The organism is Rhizomicrobium sp. (assembly GCA_037200045.1).
Lineage (GTDB): Bacteria > Pseudomonadota > Alphaproteobacteria > Micropepsales > Micropepsaceae > Rhizomicrobium.
Genome location: JBBCHM010000001.1, coordinates 1892941 through 1915354, shown reverse-complemented (window position 1 = coordinate 1915354; position 22414 = coordinate 1892941). Strand labels below are relative to the sequence as shown.

15 protein-coding genes and 1 tRNA gene are annotated in these 22414 nt (G+C 65.5%); 12 read left to right on the top strand and 4 right to left on the bottom strand.

Annotation, left to right across the window (positions count from 1 at the left end; genetic code table 11):
* Nucleotides 1–455 precede the first annotated feature (455 nt).
* Nucleotides 456–1790, bottom strand: a complete 1335-nt coding sequence (locus WDM86_09090) for a hypothetical protein (GenBank protein MEI9990180.1) — start codon at nt 1788–1790, stop codon at nt 456–458.
* 234 nt (nt 1791–2024) lie between these two features.
* Nucleotides 2025–2101: transfer RNA gene (locus WDM86_09085), tRNA-Met, on the bottom strand.
* A 370-nt stretch (nt 2102–2471) separates the two neighbouring features.
* On the opposite strand from WDM86_09085, the gene gltB reads away from it, so the two are divergent.
* The 6 genes from gltB to WDM86_09055 all read left to right on the top strand — a co-directional run bounded on the left by gltB (nt 2472) and on the right by WDM86_09055 (nt 15330).
* On the top strand, nt 2472–7112 hold the full coding sequence (gltB, locus tag WDM86_09080) for a glutamate synthase large subunit (GenBank protein MEI9990179.1): 4641 nt from the start codon (nt 2472–2474) through the stop codon (nt 7110–7112).
* Nucleotides 7113–7114: 2 nt separating this feature from the next.
* Nucleotides 7115–8566: a glutamate synthase subunit beta gene (locus tag WDM86_09075; protein MEI9990178.1), complete on the top strand. Its 1452-nt coding sequence runs from the start codon at nt 7115–7117 to the stop codon at nt 8564–8566.
* 123 nt (nt 8567–8689) lie between these two features.
* The gene (locus tag WDM86_09070; protein ID MEI9990177.1) at nt 8690–11539 is read left to right on the top strand and encodes an insulinase family protein; all 2850 of its coding nucleotides are present in this window, start codon (nt 8690–8692) and stop codon (nt 11537–11539) included.
* Between the two features lie 165 nt (nt 11540–11704).
* The gene (locus WDM86_09065; protein ID MEI9990176.1) at nt 11705–12910 is read left to right on the top strand and encodes an acyl-CoA dehydrogenase family protein; all 1206 of its coding nucleotides are present in this window, start codon (nt 11705–11707) and stop codon (nt 12908–12910) included.
* Between the two features lie 50 nt (nt 12911–12960).
* The gene (locus WDM86_09060) at nt 12961–14178 is read left to right on the top strand and encodes an acyl-CoA dehydrogenase family protein (GenBank protein MEI9990175.1); all 1218 of its coding nucleotides are present in this window, start codon (nt 12961–12963) and stop codon (nt 14176–14178) included.
* A 24-nt stretch (nt 14179–14202) separates the two neighbouring features.
* Entirely contained in the window at nt 14203–15330 is a 1128-nt protein-coding gene (locus WDM86_09055) for an acyl-CoA dehydrogenase family protein (GenBank protein MEI9990174.1), read from the top strand.
* 19 nt (nt 15331–15349) lie between these two features.
* On the opposite strand, the gene WDM86_09050 is transcribed toward WDM86_09055, so the two are convergent.
* Both WDM86_09050 and pcaF read right to left on the bottom strand, forming a co-directional pair.
* Nucleotides 15350–15778 (bottom strand): cupin domain-containing protein, encoded by a 429-nt coding sequence (locus tag WDM86_09050; protein MEI9990173.1) that lies wholly within the window; start codon nt 15776–15778, stop codon nt 15350–15352.
* 2 nt (nt 15779–15780) lie between these two features.
* Entirely contained in the window at nt 15781–16995 is a 1215-nt protein-coding gene (gene pcaF, locus WDM86_09045; GenBank protein ID MEI9990172.1) for a 3-oxoadipyl-CoA thiolase, read from the bottom strand.
* 216 nt (nt 16996–17211) lie between these two features.
* Here pcaF and WDM86_09040 point away from each other — a divergent pair, with 216 nt between their 5' ends.
* The 6 genes from WDM86_09040 to WDM86_09015 all read left to right on the top strand — a co-directional run bounded on the left by WDM86_09040 (nt 17212) and on the right by WDM86_09015 (nt 22336).
* Nucleotides 17212–18174, top strand: a complete 963-nt coding sequence (locus WDM86_09040) for a zinc-binding alcohol dehydrogenase family protein (protein ID MEI9990171.1) — start codon at nt 17212–17214, stop codon at nt 18172–18174.
* Between the two features lie 221 nt (nt 18175–18395).
* Nucleotides 18396–19160: a LuxR family transcriptional regulator gene (locus tag WDM86_09035; GenBank protein MEI9990170.1), complete on the top strand. Its 765-nt coding sequence runs from the start codon at nt 18396–18398 to the stop codon at nt 19158–19160.
* Between the two features lie 79 nt (nt 19161–19239).
* Nucleotides 19240–19866 carry an acyl-homoserine-lactone synthase gene (locus tag WDM86_09030; protein MEI9990169.1) on the top strand — a complete coding sequence of 209 codons (627 nt, stop codon included), beginning with the start codon at nt 19240–19242 and terminating at the stop codon, nt 19864–19866.
* A gap of 33 nt (nt 19867–19899) precedes the next feature.
* Nucleotides 19900–20799, top strand: coding sequence for a phytanoyl-CoA dioxygenase family protein (locus WDM86_09025; protein ID MEI9990168.1), 900 nt, complete (start codon nt 19900–19902; stop codon nt 20797–20799).
* 57 nt (nt 20800–20856) lie between these two features.
* On the top strand, nt 20857–21573 hold the full coding sequence (locus tag WDM86_09020) for a LuxR family transcriptional regulator (protein ID MEI9990167.1): 717 nt from the start codon (nt 20857–20859) through the stop codon (nt 21571–21573).
* Between the two features lie 82 nt (nt 21574–21655).
* Nucleotides 21656–22336: an acyl-homoserine-lactone synthase gene (locus WDM86_09015; protein MEI9990166.1), complete on the top strand. Its 681-nt coding sequence runs from the start codon at nt 21656–21658 to the stop codon at nt 22334–22336.
* Nucleotides 22337–22414 lie beyond the last annotated feature (78 nt).

The following is a 22414-nucleotide window of genomic DNA, read 5'->3' as shown; positions in this document are numbered from 1 at the left end:
GATCAAAGACATCGACTCGCTTCGAGCATCGGCGTGCATCCGTAGTCGAGTCTTCAGCTCGGGATCGAGCGTAACGGTCAAGCGCCGCTCGTTATGGTCGTCTCCCGTGCTTCGAGAGAGTTTCTTGCGCCGGTACTTTGGTATTGCCACTTCACCGAGTCACTACGAGTCGCTGCGAAGCATAGTGACTCGGTCAGAAATTTCAATATGTAGCGTTAGGTGGGTGGCAGCCTACCCAATATCGTAGTCAAACTGCGGGTATGACACTGAGCGTCACTAAATCGCTCTCAGGAAGCCAAGGGGAGGGATTTCGCGCCACGAAGAGATCGGGGCTGAACCCCGGGCGTTCGCGCTCCGCAAGGGGCGCTCTCTTGGCGGGCCGCTAAACGTCCCGCTGAACATGGGGGAAGCTTCTGCAAGCTTCTCATTTCCCCATGTTTGAAGGATCGGCATCGTCAGGTCACGGCGGGTTGCGCGGCAGGGTTTCGGCGGCGCGGTCGTTTCGTGTTGATCGCGGCGGCATCGAGCATGTCGGCGATATGGACGGCGTAGTTTTTCTGGATCATCTCGACGGAGGTACGGCAGTTTTTTGCCAGCGCGTAAATGTCGGCCCGCTCCATGAGCCGCTGGCTGATGTAATAGTGCCTGAGCGAATAGAAGGTATGAGGTTTGCCTTCCCGGTCGAATTTCAGATTCACCGTTTTCAGGTTGAGGATTTTGTTGAACAGCTTGATGTGATTTCCGGGAAAGACCTTGTCGGTGGGTTTCGGTAACTCGGCCGGTGTCGGCTCAACCGCCGCGGCTGCCGCAAGCGCTTTCTTCGATCTCGGTTTGCGACCCTGCGGCGTCCACTTCGGGCGGTTCAAGAGGCGCTGATAGGGCTTCACGGCGTCCGGCCTGCTCTTGCAGTGGCCGATGCCCCGCTTGCCGCGAACTTCGATGATCAGAATAAGTTCTTTCGTCGCATCGTCTCTCACCATCTTCACGTCGCGATGTTCGAGGTTCTTCGCCTCGTCGGGCCGCAAGCCGGTATTGCCCATGAAGAGAACGTAGTCGTGCAGCTCTTCGGCCTCATGCCGCTGCCGTTCGCTCTTCGCGGCGCGGGCATAAGCGCGCGTCGCCGTATAGAGCGCCTTGTATTCCTCCGGCGCGAACCAAGGCCGACGAACGATCTTCATCTGCTTCTTGTAGGGAGCGGCGAAATTGGGGAGGCCGATAATCCACCCCTTACGAAGCGCAACCTTCATCACGAGGCGCAAGGTGATTACTTCGTTGTCGAGCGTATTGCGGGCAGGGGGCTTGGGTGTCTTCGGTTCGACCCTGACCTCGGGCTCCTCCACCCCATCGGTTTTTTTCTTTTTTGCCTTCGGCCGAACATAAGGATTCTTGGCCCGGTGAATCCGGTACTCCTGCGCGGTATCGGACGTGATCTCGGCGACGCCCTTCTTTCCGAAGAAGGGGCGGAGATGATTTTTGAGATGGGCTTTGTGCTCGGCCACCCAACGGCTGCTGCGCTCGCCGTTGGTGCTGACTTCGTATTCGTCCTCGAAGATATCGGCGGCCCGGTCGAACGTCGGCCCGGTCGGACCGTCGAGAAGTCCGGCGCGGCTCTTGCCGCGCAATTCGAGATACCAGCCCTCGGCAATCTCTTCCGCGTGGGGGAGGCTATCGGTCTTCGTGCTGAAGCGCCTGTTCTTGCCTTGGAAGTAGGTCGAGCAGAACCAATTGTCGCCGCTGTCGTCGCGACGATAGAGGTTCACCTTTCCGCCAAGGATCGAATGCGTAGGCATTTGTGTCCTCCGCTCTGAAAGCCTTCAGGTTTCGGGCCCTGACGGCAGTCGATGCAAAAACGCGCTCTTTCCGCACCACCGTCATCGTTCCGAAAGCCTTCAGGTTTCGCCCCCTGACGGGCATGGAGGCAAAACCGACCCTGCTCTGGAGCGATTTGGGTAAGTGCTGGGGAAGTATATCGGAAGAACAAAAGGGGTCAACGTTTCCGTTAACCCCTTGTTTTTCTTAGTAATTGGTTGCGGGGACAGGATTTGAACCTGTGACCTTCAGGTTATGAGCCTGACGAGCTACCGGGCTGCTCCACCCCGCGTCATGGGCCTTCGCTCACGCGAAGGGTGCGCGGATATAGGCCATCGTCCATACCCTGTCCACCCCGAAAACCGGCGACAAGGAACAGCAAAGAACCGCATTCCCGTCCGCTCGACCGTGGAGTCCGAGCGTGTTCTCGGCAGGCATTGGGCCAGGCGAACATGGGGCTCTTGCATTATACAAGATACAAGCGGTCTCTCCGACGCTGGCCGCCCGGCCGTCGCCGGCGCGGCGGCTTGAGCCTGGCGGCTAACAGCTATGTGCTGCAGCGCGGCATTTTCGCATTTTGCCCTACGGCAATTTATGATCTAGTGGACCCTTGAATGAGCAGTTTGATTGCTCTGCGCCTCTGGGTTTGGATTTGATCGCCGATGCTGGGCCTGCCGCCGAAACAGGGTCTCTACGACCCCCGCAACGAGCATGACTCGTGCGGCGTCGGCTTCGTGGCCAACATCAAAGGGGAAAAATCCAATGAAATCATCGCCCAAGGCCTCCAGCTCCTCATAAATCTCGACCATCGCGGCGCGGTCGGCGCGGATCCCTTGGTCGGCGACGGCGCCGGCTGCCTCATTCAGATACCTGACGCTTTATTGCGCGATTGGGCCAAGGGCGCCGGCGTGACCCTGCCGGGGCCCGGCCACTACGCGGTCGCGATGTGCTTCCTGCCGCCCGAGCAGAAGGCGCGCGACATCGTCGTCAAGCAGTTCGAGCGCTTCATCAAGAACGAGGGCCAGCGGCTGATCGGCTGGCGCGACGTGCCGACCGACCCGACGGGCCTGGGCAAGACCGTCATCGAGCAGATGCCGCTGATCCGCCAGGCGATCGTCGCGCATGGGCCGGACGTGAAGGACCAGGACGCCTTCGAGCGCAAGCTGCTCACGATCCGCAAGCAGGCCCAGAACCCGCTGCAGGATTTGGCGAAGAAGCACCGCCTGCCCTCCATCGCGCAGTTCTACATGCCGTCCTTCTCGACGCGCACGGTGGTCTACAAGGGCCTGCTGCTCGCCCCCGATGTCGGGCGCTTCTATCTCGATCTCAAGAACCCGCTGACCAAGTCGGCGCTGGCGCTGGTGCATCAGCGGTTCTCGACCAACACCTTCCCGTCCTGGAAGCTCGCCCATCCCTATCGCTATATCGCGCATAACGGCGAGATCAACACGGTGCGCGGCAACGTCAACTGGATGAACGCCCGGCGCCGCACGATGGAGTCCGAGCTTCTCGGCGCCGATCTCGACAAGATGTGGCCTTTGATCCCGCACGGCCAGTCCGACACCGCAAGCCTCGACAACGCGCTCGAACTGCTCATCGCCGGCGGCTATCCGATGGCGCATGCGGTGATGATGCTGATCCCGGAGGCCTGGGCCGGCAACAAGCAGATGGATGCCAACCGCCGCGCCTTCTACGAATATCACGCGGCGCTGATGGAGCCGTGGGACGGCCCGGCCTCCATCGCCTTCACCGACGGACGCCAGATCGGCGCGACGCTGGACCGCAACGGCCTGCGCCCGGCGCGCTTCATCGTCACCGACGACGATGTCTGCATCCTGGCGTCCGAGGCCGGCGTGCTGCCGGTGCCGGACGAGAAGATCGTGCGCAAATGGCGGTTGCAGCCGGGCAAGATGCTGCTGATCGACCTCGAAGAAGGCCGCATTATCGAGGACGAGGAGATCAAGCGCACCCTCGCCGACGCCAAGCCCTATGAGGAATGGCTGAAGCGCACGCAGTTCAAGCTCGAAGAACTCGATCTTCCCGAAGAGCAATCGGTGCCGTCGAACGATCCCGCCGCGCTGCTCGATCGGCAGCAGGCCTTCGGCTATACGCAGGAGGACATCCAGTTCTTCCTCGAACCGATGGCGCAGTCGGGCGACGATCCCATCGGCTCGATGGGCACCGACACGCCGCTGGCGGTGCTCTCCAAAAAGCCGAAGCTGCTCTACAACTATTTCAAGCAGAACTTCGCCCAGGTCACCAATCCGCCGATCGATCCGATCCGCGAGGAACTGGTGATGAGCCTGGTCTCGATGATCGGGCCGCGTCCCAACCTCTATGGCCGCCAGGCCGGCACGCATAAGCGGCTGGAAGTGCACCAGCCGGTGCTCACCAATGCCGATCTCGAAAAGGTCCGCAGCATCAAGACGCTGCTCGACGGCGCGTTCCGCACCGCCACCATCGACACGACCTGGGATGTCGCCGAGGGCGCCGCGGGGCTGGAGCGCGCGGTGGAGCGCATCTGCAACGAGGCGGTCAACGCCGTCCTGCTCGATTCCAACATCCTGATCCTGTCGGACCGCGCGGTGTCGGCGGAGCGCATTGCCGTGCCGGCGCTGCTTGCCGTGGCGGCCGTGCATCATCATCTGGTCCGGCTGGGCCTGCGCATGCAGACCGGCCTGGTGCTGGAGACCGGCGAGGCGCGCGAGGTGCATCATTTCTGCGCCCTGGCGGGCTATGGCGCCGAGGCGATCAATCCCTATCTCGCCTTCGAGACGCTGGAGCAGATCCGCGTGCAGCGCGGCCTGTCGCTCACGCCGTATGAAGTGCAGAAGAATTACATCAAGGCGATCGGCAAGGGCATTTTGAAGGTGATGTCCAAGATGGGCATCTCGACCTATCAGTCCTATTGCGGGGCGCAGATCTTCGACGCGGTCGGGCTCTCCTCCGATTTCGTCGAGAAATATTTCACCCGCACCGCGACGACCATCGAAGGCATCGGCATCAAGGAGATCGCGGCCGAATGCGTGCGCCGCCACCGCGACGCTTATGGCGACAATCCCATTTACCGCGGCATGCTCGATGTCGGCGGCGACTATGCCTTCCGCCTGCGCGGCGAGGACCATGCCTGGACGCCGGAATCGGTGTCGAAGCTGCAGCACGCGGTGCGCGGCAATGTGGTGGAGGACTTCAGAGCCTTCGCCGCCACGATCAACGAACAGAGCGAGCGGCTGCTCACCATCCGCGGGCTGATGCAGTTCAAATATGCCGACAAGGCGATCCCACTGTCCGAGGTCGAATCCGCAGCGTCGATCGTCAAGCGATTCTCGACCGGCGCGATGAGCTTCGGCTCGATCAGCCGTGAGGCGCACACGACGCTCGCCATCGCGATGAACCGGATCGGCGGACGCTCCAACACGGGCGAGGGCGGCGAGGAATCCGACCGCTACAAGCCCCTGCCCAACGGCGATTCGATGCGCTCGAAGATCAAGCAGGTCGCTTCGGGCCGCTTCGGGGTCACCACCGAATATCTCGTCAACGCCGACGATATCCAGATCAAGATGGCGCAGGGCGCCAAGCCCGGCGAGGGCGGCCAGCTTCCCGGCCACAAGGTCGACAAGAACATCGCCAAGGTGCGCCATGCCACGCCGGGCGTCGGGCTGATCTCGCCGCCGCCGCATCACGACATCTATTCCATCGAGGACCTGGCGCAGCTCATTCGCGACTTGAAAAGCGTCAACGAAGACGCGCGCATCTCGGTCAAGCTGGTGTCGGAGGTCGGCGTCGGCACCGTCGCGGCCGGCGTCGCCAAATGCCGCGCCGATCATGTGACGATCTCCGGCTATGAAGGCGGCACCGGCGCCTCGCCGCTAACCTCGCTCACCCATGCCGGCTCGCCCTGGGAGATCGGCCTGGCCGAAACCCAGCAGACGCTGGTGCTGAACGGCCTTCGCGGCCGCATCGCGGTGCAGGTCGACGGCGGATTGCGCACCGGGCGCGACGTCGCCATCGGCGCGCTACTGGGCGCGGACGAATTCGGCTTCGCCACCGCGCCGCTGATCGCCGCCGGCTGCGTGATGATGCGCAAATGCCATTTGAACACCTGCCCGGTCGGCGTCGCCACGCAGGACCCGGTGCTGCGCAAGCGCTTCACCGGCCAGCCCGAGCATGTGATCAACTTCTTTTTCTTCGTCGCCGAAGAACTGCGCGAGATCATGGCCAAGCTCGGCTTCCGCACGCTGCGCGAAATGATCGGCCGCACCGATCGGCTCGACATGGTCAAGGCGGTGGAGCACTGGAAGGCCAAGGGCATCGACCTGTCGCGGCTGCTCTATCAGCCGGTGCCCAAGCCCGGCATCGCGATCTATCAGGTCGAACAGCAGAACCACAATCTGGCGACCGTGCTCGACCGCGACCTGATCGAGGCGGCCAAGCCCGCCATCGAAAGCGGCCAGCCGGTGCGGCTGGACCGCACCATCCGCAATCTCGACCGCACGGTCGGCGCGATGCTGTCGGGCCAGGTGGCGCGCCGCCACGGCCATGCCGGCCTGCCGGAGGACACCATCGTGGTGCGCTTCACCGGCACGGCGGGGCAAAGCTTCGGCGCGTTTCTTTCGCGCGGCGTCAGCCTCGAACTCACCGGCGACGGCAACGACTATGTCGGCAAGGGGCTTTCCGGCGGGCGCGTCGTGGTGCGCCAGCCCAAGCCGACGCGGCGCGAGCCGACCGAGAACATCATCGTCGGCAACACCGTGCTCTACGGCGCCATCGCCGGCGAGGCCTATATCGAGGGCGTGGCGGGCGAGCGCTTCGCGGTGCGCAATTCGGGCGCCGTCGCGGTGGTCGAAGGCACCGGTGATCACGGCTGCGAATACATGACCGGCGGCGTCGTCGCGGTGCTCGGCATGACGGGGCGCAATTTCGCCGCCGGCATGTCGGGCGGCATCGCCTATGTCTACGACGCCGAAGGCAAGTTCGCCGAGCGCTGCAACACCGCCATGGTGAAGCTCGAACGGATCGAACCGGCAAGCGGCGGCGACACTGACGAAGACGCGCCGCGCCAGCGCGCCGTCAGCGTCGCCGATTCCGGCATGGGCGATCCGTTGCGCTTCGACGCGGAGCGCCTGCGCATCCTGATCGAGCGCCATCTGCTCTATACCGGTAGCGCGCGGGCCAAGGACATCCTCGACAATTGGGACGCGGCGCTGCCGCGCTTCGTGAAGGTGCTGCCGACCGATTACGCCAAGGCGCTCGCCGATCTCAATCGCGAAAAGGCGTCGCTGCGCGCCGTGGCGGCGGAGTAGCCATGGCGAACCCCACCGGATTCCTCACCGTCGAACGGCATGAGCGCGGCTATGAAAAGCCGGCCGAGCGCACGCACAACTATCGCGAATTCATCAAGCCGCTGGCTTATCCTGAGGTCGTGAAGCAGGCGTCGCGCTGCATGGATTGCGGCATCCCCTATTGTCACAATGGCTGCCCGGTCAACAACCAGATCCCCGACTGGAACAATCTGATCTATCGCGACCAGTGGCGGCTGGCGCTCGACAATCTGCATTCGACCAACAATTTCCCGGAATTCACCGGCCGTGTCTGTCCGGCGCCGTGCGAAGCGTCCTGCACGCTGAACATCGACGACAATCCGGTCACGATCAAAACCATCGAATGCCAGATCGTCGATCGCGGCTGGGAGGAAGGCTGGATCCAGCCGCAGCCGCCAAGCGTGAAAACCGGCAAGAACGTCGCCGTCGTCGGCTCGGGCCCGTCGGGCCTCGCCTGCGCCCAGCAGCTCGCGCGCGCCGGCCATGGCGTGACGGTGTTCGAGAAGAACGACCGCATCGGCGGGCTGCTGCGCTACGGCATTCCCGATTTCAAGATGGAGAAGCATCCCATCGACCGGCGCCTGCGCCAGATGGAGGCCGAGGGCGTCACCTTCCGCCCGGGCGTCGAGGTCGGCGCCGGCATGTCGGTCTCGATGCTGCACCAGGATTACGACGCGGTGGTCATGGCGGGCGGCGCCGAGCTGCCGCGCGACCTGGAATGCGACGGCCGCGCGCTCGACGGCATTCATTTCGCGATGGATTTCCTCACCCAGCAGAACAAGCGCGTCGCGGGCGACCGCGAGTCCAAGGCCGCCCCCGGCGGCACGATCTCCGCCAAGGGCAAGCACGTTGTCGTGATCGGCGGCGGTGACACCGGCTCGGATTGCATCGGCACCTCCAATCGTCAGGGCGCGGCCTCGATCGTCCAGCTCGAGATCATGCCCAGGCCGCCGGAGAAGGAGAACAAGGCGCTCACCTGGCCCGACTGGCCGCTCAAGCTGCGGACCTCGTCGAGCCACGACGAAGGCGCGATCCGCGACTGGGCGGTGCTGGCCAAGCGCGCGCGGGGCGAGGACGGACGGATCGTGGCGCTGGAATGCGTCCGCGTCGAATGGGTCAAGGGCGCCGACGGCCGCGTCCAGATGAAGGAGATCGAGGGCAGCGATTTCGATCTCGCGGCCGATCTCGTCCTGCTCGCGATGGGCTTCGTCAGCCCGCGCCATCACGGGCTGGTCGAACAGTCGGGCGTCGCGCTCGACGCCCGCAAGAACGTCAAGGCCAACACGGTGGACTACAAGACCAGCGTGAAGAAGGTGTTCGCCTGCGGCGACATGCGGCGCGGCCAGTCGCTGGTGGTCTGGGCGATCCGCGAGGGCCGCCAATGCGCCCGCGCGGTGGACGAGTTCCTCATGGGCGCCTCGGAACTGCCGCGATAATCACCTCCCCCTTGTGTGGAGGTTATGTTCTGCAATTAACCCTGCCGGGCTTGACCGGGCGGCGCTACCGCTGACAATCCTTCCCTACCGTCTTCGCCCATCGCGTGCACCCCAGGGACACCCATGACCGTATTTTCGCGCTGGATGCTCCGCGCCCTTCTTGCCTGTCTCGTTCTCGCCGCCCCCGCCGCCTATGCGACGCCGCCGTCGCAGCCCTGGCCCCAGGCCGCCAGCGACCTGGCGGCCGACGCCTCGGTCCGCTTCGGCACGCTGCCCAACGGCATGCGCTACGCGATCAAGCGCAACGCGACGCCCAAGGGCGCGGTGTCCCTGCGTTTCCGCATCGCCGCGGGCTCGCTCATGGAGCGCGACGACGAGCAGGGCATCGCCCATATGCTGGAGCACATGGCGTTCCGCGGCTCGGCGCACGTGCCCGACGGCGAGATGGTCAAGAAGCTGCAAAGCCTCGGCCTCACCTTCGGCGCCGACACCAACGCCTTCACCGCTCCGACGCAGACCGTCTATTCCTTCGACATGCCCAAGGACGACGCGGCGTCGGTCGATACCGCGCTGACGCTGATGCGCGAGATCGCCAGCAATCTCACCATCGCGCAAGCCGCCCTCGACACCGAGCGCAACGTCGTTCTCGCCGAGGCGCATCTGAACGACGTGCCGATCCAGCATTTGCAGAAATCCGACTGGGCCTTCCTCTATGGCGACCGTGCCGCCGGCGCCCTGATGCCGATCGGCAAGGAAGCCATCGTCGCGCATGCGACCGACAAGCTGGTGCGCGGCTTCTACGAAGCCTGGTACCGGCCCGAGCGCGCCACGCTGATGATCGTCGGCGATGTCGATCCGGGCGAGATGGAAGCCAGGATCAAGGCGCTGTTCTCGGACTGGCAGGCCAAGGCGCCGCCGCGCACCGCCGTGCAATATGCCCCGCCGCTCAGCCATCCCGATCCCTTCAAGCTGTTCACCGAAGCGGGGTCGCAGTCCTATCTCATCTATAGCTGGCTGAGGCCCTATGACGCCTCGCCGGACAACAAGGCGAACGAGGCGCGCGACGTCATCCGCTTCATCGCGCTCGGCGTGCTCAACCAGCGCCTGGCGGTGCTGGCGCATGGCACCCATCCGCCCTTCGTCAACGCCTCGGCCAGCCACGATCATACCGCAACCGTCGCCGACACCACGAACATCGTCGTCACCTATCGCGGCGGCCAGGCGGATGATGGCCTCAAAGCCGCCGAAACCGCGTGGCGCGAGGCGGTCAAGAACGGCGTGCGCCAGGACGAGGTCGACCAGATCGTCGCCCAGTTCCGCACCTTCTTCCAGGGCAATGCCGCCGCCGCCGACACCACGCCGTCGCCGCAGGTCATCACCGCGCTGCTGCGCGCGGTGGACGAGGGCACCGTGTTCACCTCGCCGTCCTCCGATCTCGCGCTCTACGAGGACGTGGTGCGGGACTTGAAGGCCGACCAGGTGAACGCGGCGCTGAAATTCGTCTTCGGCGGCGACGGCCCGCTCTATTTCGCGAGCGCCGCTGCGCCTCTGCCGGGCGGCGAGGCCGGCGTGAAGACGGCGATCGGCGAGGCCGATGCCGCGCCGCTCGCGGCGCTGGCGCAGACCACGCTGCCGCCCTGGCCCTATGGCGATTTCGGCAAGCCCGGCGCCGTCGCGGCGACGCGCACGGTGGACGATCTCGGCGTCACCTATGTCCGTTTCGACAACGGCGTCCTGCTCACCGTCAAGCCGACCCAGCTCCATGTCGGCCAGATCCTGATGAGCGTGCGGCTGGGCAAGGGCAGGTTCGGCCTGCCGCGCGACCACATCGCGCCGGCCTGGGCGCTCGGCGGCTCCCTGGTCCAGGGGGGCTTGCGCAAATACAGCGTCGACGACCTGCAGAAGCGCATGGCCGACAAGATGTGGGGCGCGACGCTGAGCGCCCTCGACGATGCCTTCGTCCTGACCGGGCAGGCGCGCGCCGCCGATCTCGACGCCGAGATGCAGGTGCTCGCCGCCTATGTCAGCGATCCCGCCTGGTCGCCGCAGGCCTTCGACCAGGTCCGCGTCGCCTATGGCACGAGCCTGGAGGAGCAGCAGGCCTCGCCCACCGGCGTGCTCGGCCATGCCTTTCCCGGCCTGATCCATGACAGGGATCCACGCTGGGACCAGCCAGGGGCGGCCGCGGTCTCGGCCACGACGCTCGACCAGGCCACGGCCCTGATCGCGCCGGCGCTGGCTTCGGGGCCGCTCGACATCACCATCGTCGGCGACACTACCGTCGATGCCGCGATCCGCTCGGTGGCGGCGACCTTCGGCGCATTCCCCTCGCGCCGGGCGCCCGACGGACCGGCCAAGGGCGATCAGCGCTTCCCCGATCCGACGGCGCAGCCCGTGGTGCTGACGCATCGCGGCGCGGCGAACCAGGCGATCGGCCTGATCGCCTGGCCGACCGAGGGCTTCCTGCCCGACATGAAGCTGCAACGCACCCTGCGCGTACTGTCGGAGGTCTTCTCGCAGCGCCTGCTCGACGATCTGCGCACCCGCGAGGGCATCACCTACACGCCGGGCGCCTCGACGGTCTCCTCGATCGATTCGAAGACTTATGGCTATCTCTACGCGCTGGCGCAGCTTCCGCCGGACAAGCTGGCGAATTTCTACGCCGCCGCCGACGCGGTCGCGGCCGATCTGCGCGACAAGCCGGTCGGCGAGGACGAGCTCAACCGCGCCCGCGGCCCGCGCATCGAAGACATCCAGCGCCAGCAGCAGACCAACGAGTACTGGCTCTCGTTGCTTGCCGGGTCCCAGGTGAATCCGCGCCTGCTCGACGTCGTCCGCTCCACCGTGTCCGACCTGACGAGCGTGTCCGCCGCCGATATTGAGACCGCCGCGAAGGATTGGCTGAAGGACGACCGCGCCTGGCGCGCGGTGGTGGTGCCGCAGGGCTTCACGCCGCCGGCCTTGGCGCACTGAGCCGGGCCGAAACCTGTCGCTGCGTCACCATGGACCGACGGCGCGGCTTTGTGTTAGCGCCTGTTTTTAGAAACGCCGGTATGGAAGGCGGCCGCCGGCCCCGCTAGAGTCGGGGCGCACCGGGCCGCGCGCGCCGACAAACATGTGCCCGGATGGGTGAGGACGATGAGCGATCTCGAGACATTCCGAAGCGAAACGCGCGCCTGGCTGGAGGCCAATTGCCCGCCCTCGATGCGCGGCGGCGCCGAATTGGCGGTGACGGACGGCGACGACGATTCCATCTGGGGCGGCCGCAAGGCGACGTTCAAGAATCCGGAACAGAAGCTGTGGCTCGACCGCATGGCGGCCAAAGGCTGGACGGCGCCGACCTGGCCCAGGGAATATGGTGGCGGCGGCCTCTCCAATGCCGAGGCGCGCGTGTTGAGCCAGGAACTCGGCCGCCTCAAGGCGCGTCCCGCGCTGATGTCTTTCGGCATCTGGATGCTGGGACCGGTGCTGCTCGAATATGCCAGCGAAGACCAGAAGAAGCGCTTCCTGCCCCAGATCGTGAAGGGCGAGATCCGCTGGTGCCAGGGTTATAGCGAGCCCGGCGCCGGTTCCGACCTCGCGGGGCTGCGCACCCAGGCGGTCGACAAGGGCGACCACTATCTCCTCAACGGCTCGAAGATCTGGACTTCCTATGCCGACAAGGCGGACTGGATCTTCTGTCTCGTCCGCACCGACAACACGAAGAAGCACGAAGGCATCTCGTTCCTGCTGTTCGACATGGCGTCGCCGGGCGTCGAGCCCAGGCCGATCAAGCTGATCAGCGGCAACTCGCCGTTCTGCGAGACCTTCTTCACCGATGTGAAGGTGCCCAAGAGCCAGCTTGTCGGAAAGCTCAATGGCGGCTGGGACATCGCCAAGCGCCTGTTGCAGTACGAGCGCCAGAACATCTCCGCCAGCGGCTTCGGCAGCGGTGGCGGCTACGATCTGGAACACGCCGCGCTCGATTATATCGGCACGGAGGATGGCCGGCTCGCCGACGCCGACCTGCGCGGCCGCATCACGGCGCACAAGATGGAAGCGCGCGCCTTCGCGCTCACCGTGCGCCGCGCCGAGGAGGAGTCCAAGCAAGGCAAAGGTCCGTCGGCCGCGACCTCGATCATCAAATACGCCGCCGCCAAGATAAACCAGGAGCGCACCGAACTGCTGGTGGAGGCGCTGGGCACGCAGGGCCTGGGCTGGGACGGCGAGGGCTACAAGCCCGAAGAGATCGCCGCGATGCGCGGCATGCTGCGCGCCAAGGGCAATTCCATCGAAGGCGGCACGTCGGAGGTGAACCTTAACGTCATCTCCAAGCGCGTGCTGGGGCTGATGGATCATCAATGAAGAACGGCGAATAGCCGAAGCCCTGTTCGCCAAACCGGAGGAAGTCACGCATGAGCGCCGCCGAAAAAGTCGATACCGATCTGGAAGCCTTCCGCGCCGACGCGCGCCAATGGCTCGAAGAGAATTTCCCGCCATCGCTGAAGGGCAAGGGCGCGATGATGGCGGGCGAGGGCGGCCCGGCCGGCGGCGGCGACTTCGCCAAATGGAAGAAGGCGATGGGCGAGAAGGGCTGGGGCACGCCGACCTGGCCCAGGCAATATGGCGGCGGCGGGCTCTCGCCCGCGCAGGCGCGCGTGCTGCAACAGGAGATCGCCCGCCTCGGCGCCTTCAACCCGATCGGCGGCATGGGCGTGATGATGTTCGGCCCGACGCTTTTGGAATACGGCTCGGACGAGCAGAAGAAGAAATACGTCCCGGGCATCGTGCAGGGCACGACCTGGTGGTGCCAGGGCTATAGCGAGCCCGGCGCCGGCTCCGACCTCGCCAGCCTGCGCACGCAATGCCTCGACAAGGGCGACCACTTCCTGGTCAACGGCCAGAAGATCTGGACCTCGGGCGCGCAATACGCCGACATGTGCTTCGCGCTGGTCCGCACCGACAACACGAAAAAGCACGAGGGCATCTCGTTCCTCCTGATCGACATGAAGTCGCCGGGCGTCGAAGTGCGGCCGATCAAGCTGATCAGCGGCAACTCGCCGTTCTGCGAGACCTTCTTTACCGACGTGAAGGTGCCCAAGGAGAACCTGATGGGCCCGCTCAACGGCGGCTGGACCATCGGCAAGCGCCTGCTGCAGTTCGAGCGCGCGGGCCTGGGCGGCAATATCGGCAGCGCCGCCGGGCTCGGCCGCAGCGGCGAGACCCGCACGCTGGATCAGGTCGCCAAGGATTATGTCGGCGCCAACGACAATGGCCGCATCGCCGACGCCGACCTGCGCGTCCGCGTCACCAACCATCTGATGGATTCCCGCGCCTTCATGCTGACCGTGTTCCGCGCCCAGGCCGAAGCCAAGGGCAATCAGGGCCCGTCGGCGACGACCTCGATCATGAAGAACGCCGGCTCGCGCATCGGCCAGGAGCGCTCCGAGCTGCTGATCGAAATGATGGGCTATCAGGGGCTGGGCTGGGAAGGCGAAGGCTTCACCCGCGGCGAGCTCGACACGGTGCGCGGCTGGCTCGGCGGCAAGGCGACGACGATCTATGGCGGCAGCCAGGAGATCCAGAACAACATCATCGCCAAGCGCATCCTTGGCCTGCTCGATCATCAATAAGCGACATCACCGGGGTATCCGAAAATGGCAGTCTTGAACGAAGAACAGTCCATGATCCGCGACGCCGCGAAGTCGTGGGTGCAGGAGAAATCGCCCGTCACCGCCTTCCGCAAGCTGCGCGACAGCGGCAATGAAGACGGCTTCGACCGCACGGCCTGGAAGGAGATGGCCGAGCTCGGCTGGGCCGGCATCCTGGTTCCGGAGGAATTCGGTGGTGTGGGCCTAGGCTATCTCACCCTCGGCCTGGTGCTGGAGGAGACGGGGCGCACGCTGACCGCTTCGCCGCTGATCTCGACGGCGCTGACCGCGACGACGGCGCTGCTGCTCGCCGGTTCGGACGCGCAGAAGCAGAAATACCTGCCGGCTATCGCCGAGGGAAAGCTGATCGCGACGCTCGCCGTCGATGAGGGTCCGCACCACGCGCCGGAGAAGATCGCGCTGGCCGGCACCGTCTCGGGCGGCAAGGTCAAGCTCAACGGCCGCAAGGCCTTCGTGCTCGACGGCGGCACGGCCGATCTGGTGATCGTTGCCGCGCGTACGAGCGGCAAGCCGGGCGACAAGGGCGGCATCACGCTGGTGCTGGTTGATGGCAAGGATAGCGGACTGACGCGCGAGAAATTGAAGACCGTCGACAGCCGCGGCTACGCCAACCTGACGTTCAAGGATGTCGAAGGTGAAGTCCTGGGCACGCTGGATCAGGGCGCCGGCGTGCTGGAGACCACGCTCGACCGCGCCCGCGCCGGCCTCGCCGCCGAGATGCTTGGCCAGGCGATGCAGTCCTTCGACATCACGCTCGAATACCTCAAGACCCGCGAGCAGTTCGGCCAGAAGATCGGTGCCTTCCAGGCGCTGCAGCACCGCGCCGCCAAGATGTTCACCGACCTCGAACTGGCGCGCTCCTGCGTCGAGGGCGCGCTGGCGGCGATCGACCGCGACGCCAACGACGTGGCGCAGCTCGCCTCGCTGGCCAAGGCCAAGGCCGGCGACCTGGTGCATCTGGTGTCCAACGAGATGGTGCAGATGCATGGCGGCATCGGCATGACCGACGCGCATGACGCGGGGCTGTATCTCAAGCGCGCCCGCGCCCAGGAAGCGATCTTCGGCGGCTCGTCCTACCACCGCGACCGCTACGCGACGCTGCTGGGGTATTGAGAGGCGACCCGCCCCCTGATCAAGGGGAGGGCGGAGCCTTCGGCACCGAGTTGCTCTTGGTGCCCGCCGGCACCTGGTCGATGACGAGCAGCTTCACCGGGACCGACCCGTTGTTGATGCCGTAGTGCCAGGTGTCCTGCATCTCCACGACGAAGTCGCCCGCCTTCACGTCGAAGATCTTGCCGGTCTGGATGTTGATGACCGTCAGCACGCCGTCCAGCACATAGACATAGTGCGGAAAGCGGTGCTGGTGTTCCGGCAGCCGCGCCCCCGGCGGAAAGGTCACGAGGGAGACCACCACATCGGGCTTGTCCGGCACGACGATGGGCTGGCCGGTGATCGTGGTGTTGGTGCGGGCGACCGGCTGGACGTCCACCTTCGGCGCATCCGCTGCCTGCGCCGCGCCGCACGCGAGAACGAACGCCGTCGCAAGAAGTCGATTTCGCATCGTCAGACCCTCTCGATCGCCAGCGCCACGCCCTGGCCGACGCCGACGCACAGCGTTGCCAGGGCCCGCTTGCCGCCGGTCTTTTCCAACTGATGCAGCGCTGTCAGCGCCAGCCGCGCGCCGCTCATGCCCAACGGATGGCCGAGCGCGATGGCGCCGCCATTCGGGTTCACGAAGTCGGCGTCGTCGGGAAGTCCCAGCCCGCGCAGCACCGCCAGCGACTGGCTGGCGAAGGCCTCGTTCAATTCGATGACGTCGAAATCGCCGATCCCGAGTCCGAGCCGGGCGAGAAGCTTCTGCGTCGCCGGCACCGGCCCGATGCCCATCACGCGCGGCGCCACACCGGCCGTCGCCATGCCGAGCACGCGGCCGCGGATCGTCAGCCCGTTCTTCTTCGCCGCGTCCTCCGAAGCGATGATCATCGCCGCGGCGCCGTCGTTCACGCCCGAGGCGTTGCCCGCCGTCACCGTGCCCGGATTGCGGAACGGCGTCTTGAGGCGGGCGAGGTCTTCCGCCGTCGTCGCGGGGCGCGGATGTTCGTCGGCGGTGAACGGCACGGGCTTGCCCTTGCCGTCCTTGGCCTCGACCGCGATGGTTTCCTCCGCGAAGAAGCCGCTCGCGATGGCGCGGCCGGCCTTCTGCTGGCTGCGCAAGGCGAACGCATCCTGATCGGTGCGGGAGATCTGGTAGGCCTCGGCGACGTTCTCGCCGGTCTCCGGCATGGAGTCCGTGCCGTACACCGCTTTCATCTTTGGATTGACGAAGCGCCAGCCGATCGTGGTGTCGTAATTCTCCGCCGCGCGGGGAAAGGCGCTCTCGGCCTTGCCCATCACGAAGGGCGCGCGCGTCATCGATTCGACGCCGCCGGCAAGAACCAGCGACACCTCGCCCGCCTTCACCGCGCGCGCCGCCGAACCCACCGCGTCGAGGCCGGAGGCGCACAGCCGGTTGATCGTCGTGCCCGGCACCGTTTGCGGCAGGCCGGACAGCAGCGCCGCCATGCGCGCGACATTGCGATTGTCCTCGCCGGCCTGGTTGGCGCAGCCGAGATAGACCTCTTCCACCTGGCTCCAATCGACATCCTTGTTGCGCGCCATCAGCGCCTTGATCGGCAGCGCCGCCAGATCGTCGGTGCGCACATAGGCGAGGCCGCCGCCATAGCGCCCGATGGGCGTGCGCACGGCGTCGCAGATATAGGCGTCTGTGAGAGCGGACATGGTCTTCCCCGATGCTTTGTGACGTTTAGATTAGCCCCATTGTGTCCCACTTATCCAATCCGCCCGCTGTCATAAACCCTTGCGCCGGCTGACTTTGTCAGGTCGCGCGGCGTGGGCCACGGCGCCGCAAGGACAAATGCGGCGTGTAGAATTCGCCCGCCTTGCATGGGGTTCGGGAGCGGCTAGGCTTTTCGCAACCACCATCGGGAGCATGCCATGAAAGCCGCCGTCTATTACGAGAACGGTCCTCCGTCCGTCCTGAAATACGAAGACGTCCCCGATCCGCAAGCGATGTCCAACGGCATCGTCATCCGGGTCGAGGCGGTGTCGATCGAAGGCGGCGATACGCTGAACCGCCAGGGCGGTCCGCTGTTCACGGTGCCGCATATCGTCGGCTATCAGGCGGCCGGCGAAGTCGTCGCGGTCGGCGACGAGGTCGCGGATTTCAGGATCGGCGACAAGGCGGTGACGGTCGGCTTCAACGCCAGCCATGCCGAGCTGCGCTCGGTGCCGGCGCGCACCGCGTGGAAGATTCCGCCGGGCTGCGACGTGAAGGCGGCGGCAGCGGTGCCGGTGCCGTTCGGCACGGCGCATGACTGCCTGTTCGAGTTCGGCCGGCTCAAGGCGGGCGAGACCGTGCTGGTGCAGGCCGGCGCCTCCGGCGTCGGTGTCGCCGCGATCCAGCTCGCCAAGCGCGCCGGCGCCCGGGTGCTCGCGACCGCCTCCAGCGACGAGCGGCTCGAGAAGCTGAAACCGCTCGGCCTGGATCACGGCATCAACTACCGGACCTCCGACGTCGTGCAGTCGGTGATGCGGATCACCGACAACAAGGGCGTCGATCTGGTCGTCGATTCCGTCGGCGGCTCGACGCTGCAGGGCTCGCTGTTGTCGCTCGGCTATCGCGGCCGGGTATCGATGGTCGGCAATGCGGGGCGCGAGCCGATGCAGGTCGATGTCGGCTCGCTGATGGCGGGCAATCGCAGCCTCACCGGCGTCTTCCTCGGCGCGGAGATCGCGTCCGATCGCGTGCACGACATGATCCAGTCGCTGGTGAACGAGGTCGCGGCGGGGACGTTGCGAGTCGTTATCGACCGGACCTTTCCGCTTTCGGAAGCAGCGGCCGCACACGCTTACATCGAAAGCAGAAAAGCCGTGGGCCGCGTCTTGCTCATACCTTGAACGGGCAGCGCGAACCGCGATTTCGGTTCGCGCGGATCGCTCTCTAAATCCATGATTCGGTGGGCAGATCGTTGATGCACAGGCGCGATCATCGGCGCGGGCGAAAGGACTCGTCTTCGGCTGTGGCCGCTGCATATAGTTGTGACATGGGGAAAGCTCGCGTTCGACGCCGCAGCGATGATCAAACATCGCGCGACGATTTGAGCTTGCTGGAGGCCTTCATGAATCTTCTGCAGGACGTGCAGGCGTTTGTCCGCGAAGCGAACCGCGTATCCGACATCAAGGATCTCGAGACGCTCCTGCAGGTGACGGTTCCCGAACTGGGATTCGACTATTTCGCGCTCGTCCATCACGTGCACATCCGTCAGACCAAGGGCGACGCCATCTACCTGTTCAACTATCCCCAGGCCTGGGCCGACATGATGGAAAGCAAGGATTATTTCTCGGACGATCCGGTCCTGATGGCCTGCCAGAAATCGGCGGCGCCGTTCATCTGGTCGGAGGTGCCGAGCCTGCTGGCGCTGACCGAGCGTCAATTGCAGATTCTCGATTCCGCCAAACTGGCCGGCCTGGGCGGCGGCTTCACCGTGCCGATCCACATTCCCGGCGAATATACCGGCTCGTGCTCCTTCGGCACGCGCTATGGCCGGGAGATGCCGTCGACCACGCTGCCGGCCGCGCAATATGTCGCAAGCTTCGCCTTCGAGGCGGCGCGCCGGGTTGTGCAGCGCATGTCGGAGAAGGCCAAGTCGGGCGGCGCGACCGCGGGCCAGCCCAAGCTGTCGCGCCGCCAGCTCGACTGCGTCCTGCTCGCCGGGCGCGGGAAAAGCGACAAGGACGTCGCGCAAATCCTCGGCATCTCGAACCATTCGGTGCACCAGCACATGGAAGACGCCAAGCGGAAATACGACGTGGCGACGCGCATGCAGCTCATCGTCCGCGTGCTGTTCGACAACCAGGTCGCGTTCGCCGACCTGGTGGGTTGAGCGCCTCCCCTAACTAGGGGAATTCTCCGGCTCCGCGTTCGATGCGACCCTTCGGTTCATTACCGAAGGGAAACAATCCATGGTCATCGTCGTCGTCAACGCCAACAATCGCCACAAATTCGGTCCCGCGATCGATTCGATGCATGCCGATCGCAAGAAGGTCTTCGTCGACTCGATGAAATGGGACCTTCCCATCGTCGACGGCAAATTCGAGATGGACCAGTTCGACAACGACCAGGCGACCTATCTGATCGTGCTCGACGACAAGAAGGAGACCCATCTGGGATCCGTCCGGCTGCTCCCGACCAAGGGACCGCATCTGATGAGCGAAGTGTTCCCGATGGCCTGCGACGGCGGCGTTCCGGTCGCCGACGACACTTGGGAGATCACGCGCTATTGCGTCGCGCCGCATATCCGCGGCCGCGAGTCCTTCTACGTGCAGAGCTATCTGGCCGTCGGCATGGTGGAGTTCGCGCTTCTGTACGGCCTCAACACCTACACCTGCCTCGGCGCGCCGTCCTTCCTGTCGATCGTCATGGCGGTCGGCTGGGAGTGCGAGCCGCTCGGCCTGCCGCGCGACATCAACGGCGAAACGGTCGGGGCCCTCAAGATCAAGGTCTCGCCGGCGACGCTGCAGCTCTTCCGCATGAAGATGGGCTGGCGCCTGCCCGTGCTGGAACTCGACGCGGTCGCCAGAGCCGCCTGAAGCCGCCATTCAACCGCAGGATCGGATAAAGCCATGTCAGTCGCCTTCGCACAGGAACGGAAATCCGCGTCGGATTGGACGCGTGAACTTCTCGAACACGGGTATTGCGTCATTCCCGACCTCATGCCCCGGACCAAGGTCGCGGCCTTCCACAACGACCTGAAGGAGCGTTTCGAAAAGACGCCGTTCAGCGAGGGCGACTTCTACGGCCGCCACACCAAGCGCTTCGGCAGCCTGCTCAAGCGCTCGCCGAACGCGGCGGATTTCGCGCAGAACCCGGTGATCCTGGAGATCGTCCAGGCGGTGCTCGGCCCAAATTGCGACCGCTTCCAGCTCAACCTGGCGCAGGCGCTGGAGGTGTGGCCCGGCGAGGCCGAGCAGCGGCCGCATCGCGACCAGGACATGTGGCAGGGCACCAAGGGCCAGATCGAATACCTGATCAACGTGATGTGGCCGTTCACGCCCTATCGCCGCGAGAACGGCGCGACGGTGGTGTGGCCGGACAGCCATCGCTGCCAGGACAATTACTTCCTGGAGCGCGACCAGGCGATCTCGGCGGAGATGGATCCGGGCTCGGCCCTGGTGTTCCTGGGCTCGACGCTGCATGGGGCGGGCGCCAACCGCACCACGGTGCCGCGCACCGGCGTCGTCTTCAGCTACATGCTGGGCTGGCTGAAGCCCTACGAGAACCAGTGGCTGGTCTACCCGCCCGAGGTGGCGCGAACCTTCTCGCCCGAACTGGCGGCGCTGGTCGGCTATCAGCAGCACCGGCCGAATATCGGCAACTATGAGGGACAATGCCCCTCTATTCTGCTGCGCGGGCCTGTGCCAGACTATCTTCAGGCGGTGGACGAGCTACGGCCGGAGCACGTCGCGGAAGTTGCCGGGTACAAGGCGCGGCAGCGGCGCCCGGACGGTAGCCTGGCCGACTGATCGGTACCGCCTTCATACGGCTTGGGCCGTATCGAACACGCGGAACCTATCTCGGCCATGCTGACGGCTTCTACGTTTGAATTCATCGAGGAGATCGATCGTTATCGCGACCCGTCTTCCCTGATCGAAGCGTTTCAACGGTTCATTCGCAAATTCGGCATTTCCTATTTCATGATCGGCGATCCCAGGCCGCCCGTCGGGCTGCCGCGCGAGCGCGTCTGGGCGACGACCTGGCCGGAGGAGTGGCTGCTACGTTTCGGAGACCGCAACTACGTCGTCGTCGATCCGGTGGTCCGGCAGTTGCGGGCGCAGAACCAGCCGCTCCGCTGGGGTCCCACCGCGCGTGCCAGCGACGAGCAGGGCACGCGCATCCTCGAGGAGGCCGGCGAATTCCGCATGAATGCCGGCTATGCCGTGCCGATCTACAGCCGCGAGGGCCTGTCGGTGATCGTCTCGATGGGGACCGAACACTACGAGCTCGGCAAGACCGACGAAATCTGCCTGCACATGGCGTCGATCTATCTCCATGCGGCGCTCGAAAGGCTGCGTGCCCAAAGCGCGCCGCCGCCGCGCGGCCCGCGCCTGACGCCGCGGGAACGCGAATGTCTGGTCTGGGTCGCCGCCGGCAAGACCGACTGGGAGATATCGCAGATCCTGAAGATCGCCGAGCAGACCGTTCACGAATATGTGCAGAATGCCTTGATCAAGCTGAACGCGACCACGCGCGCCCAGGCCGTCGCGATCGCCATCTCCACAAGGCAGATCAGCCCCTGACCGCGCGCCCCCCTCATACCGGGGGGATGACGGTGGGCTTCCACGGCGCGAGCTTCCACGCCGCCCCATGGGAGGGCGCACGATGATCGAAGTGGTGACCTGCCGCAACGCGCCGATTTACGAGGACGCCCTGCGCGACATGTTCCGGCTGCGCCACCGCATCCTGGTGGAGCGCAGGGGGCTCAACCGCCTGCGCAAGCGCGACGGGCGGCAGACCGATCGCTTCGACACGCCCGACGCCATCTATCTTCTCCTGACCGAAGAGGGGGGCCTGGTGCGCGGCGTCGCGCGGTTTTTGCCGACGACCGGGCCGCACGTCTTCGCCGACGCGGCGCCCGATCTGTGCGAGGTCAAGGGCGTGCAGCGCGGCCCGCGGATCCTGGAACTGAGTCGCGCCCTGGTCGACGAGGATGGGCTCGGTCGCGCCGAAATGGAGACCGCCCGCAAGACCCTGCTGGTCGGCCTGTTCGAGTTCTGCGTGCGCGCCGGCTGCGAGAAATTCACCACCCTGATGCCGACCGACCTTTTGTTCCGCCATCTCGTGATGGGCGTCGACGTCAAGCCGCTGGGCCTGACGGTGGTGCGCGAGGGAACCAAGCAGGTCGCGGTCGCGGTAACCGTGGGGCAGAACGCGCTCGACGCCATGCGCCTGGCGCTCGATGTGTTCGAGCCGCTCGTCCACTATGTCGGGGCCCCGACAGATGATCCCCTGGTCCTCGCGCCGCCGCGGATTCCCGCCCGTCCGCTGGAAGCCGCGGAATAGCCCGCCAGCCACCGGCAGAGCGCAAAATCGCCTCGCGTGGTCTTTCGCCCGACAGTCGCTATACTGACCGTTAGATGG

Excerpts from the sequence above, each read along its gene's own strand:
- WDM86_09090 (MEI9990180.1), bottom strand. The coding sequence starts at position 1,790 with ATGCCTACGCATTCGATCCTTGGCGGAAAGGTGAACCTCTATCGTCGC.
- gltB (MEI9990179.1), top strand. The coding sequence starts at position 2,472 with ATGCTGGGCCTGCCGCCGAAACAGGGTCTCTACGACCCCCGCAACGAG.
- WDM86_09075 (MEI9990178.1), top strand. The coding sequence starts at position 7,115 with ATGGCGAACCCCACCGGATTCCTCACCGTCGAACGGCATGAGCGCGGC.
- WDM86_09070 (MEI9990177.1), top strand. The coding sequence starts at position 8,690 with ATGACCGTATTTTCGCGCTGGATGCTCCGCGCCCTTCTTGCCTGTCTC.
- WDM86_09065 (MEI9990176.1), top strand. The coding sequence starts at position 11,705 with ATGAGCGATCTCGAGACATTCCGAAGCGAAACGCGCGCCTGGCTGGAG.
- WDM86_09060 (MEI9990175.1), top strand. The coding sequence starts at position 12,961 with ATGAGCGCCGCCGAAAAAGTCGATACCGATCTGGAAGCCTTCCGCGCC.
- WDM86_09055 (MEI9990174.1), top strand. The coding sequence starts at position 14,203 with ATGGCAGTCTTGAACGAAGAACAGTCCATGATCCGCGACGCCGCGAAG.
- WDM86_09050 (MEI9990173.1), bottom strand. The coding sequence starts at position 15,778 with ATGCGAAATCGACTTCTTGCGACGGCGTTCGTTCTCGCGTGCGGCGCG.
- pcaF (MEI9990172.1), bottom strand. The coding sequence starts at position 16,995 with ATGTCCGCTCTCACAGACGCCTATATCTGCGACGCCGTGCGCACGCCC.
- WDM86_09040 (MEI9990171.1), top strand. The coding sequence starts at position 17,212 with ATGAAAGCCGCCGTCTATTACGAGAACGGTCCTCCGTCCGTCCTGAAA.
- WDM86_09035 (MEI9990170.1), top strand. The coding sequence starts at position 18,396 with ATGAATCTTCTGCAGGACGTGCAGGCGTTTGTCCGCGAAGCGAACCGC.
- WDM86_09030 (MEI9990169.1), top strand. The coding sequence starts at position 19,240 with ATGGTCATCGTCGTCGTCAACGCCAACAATCGCCACAAATTCGGTCCC.
- WDM86_09025 (MEI9990168.1), top strand. The coding sequence starts at position 19,900 with ATGTCAGTCGCCTTCGCACAGGAACGGAAATCCGCGTCGGATTGGACG.
- WDM86_09020 (MEI9990167.1), top strand. The coding sequence starts at position 20,857 with ATGCTGACGGCTTCTACGTTTGAATTCATCGAGGAGATCGATCGTTAT.
- WDM86_09015 (MEI9990166.1), top strand. The coding sequence starts at position 21,656 with ATGATCGAAGTGGTGACCTGCCGCAACGCGCCGATTTACGAGGACGCC.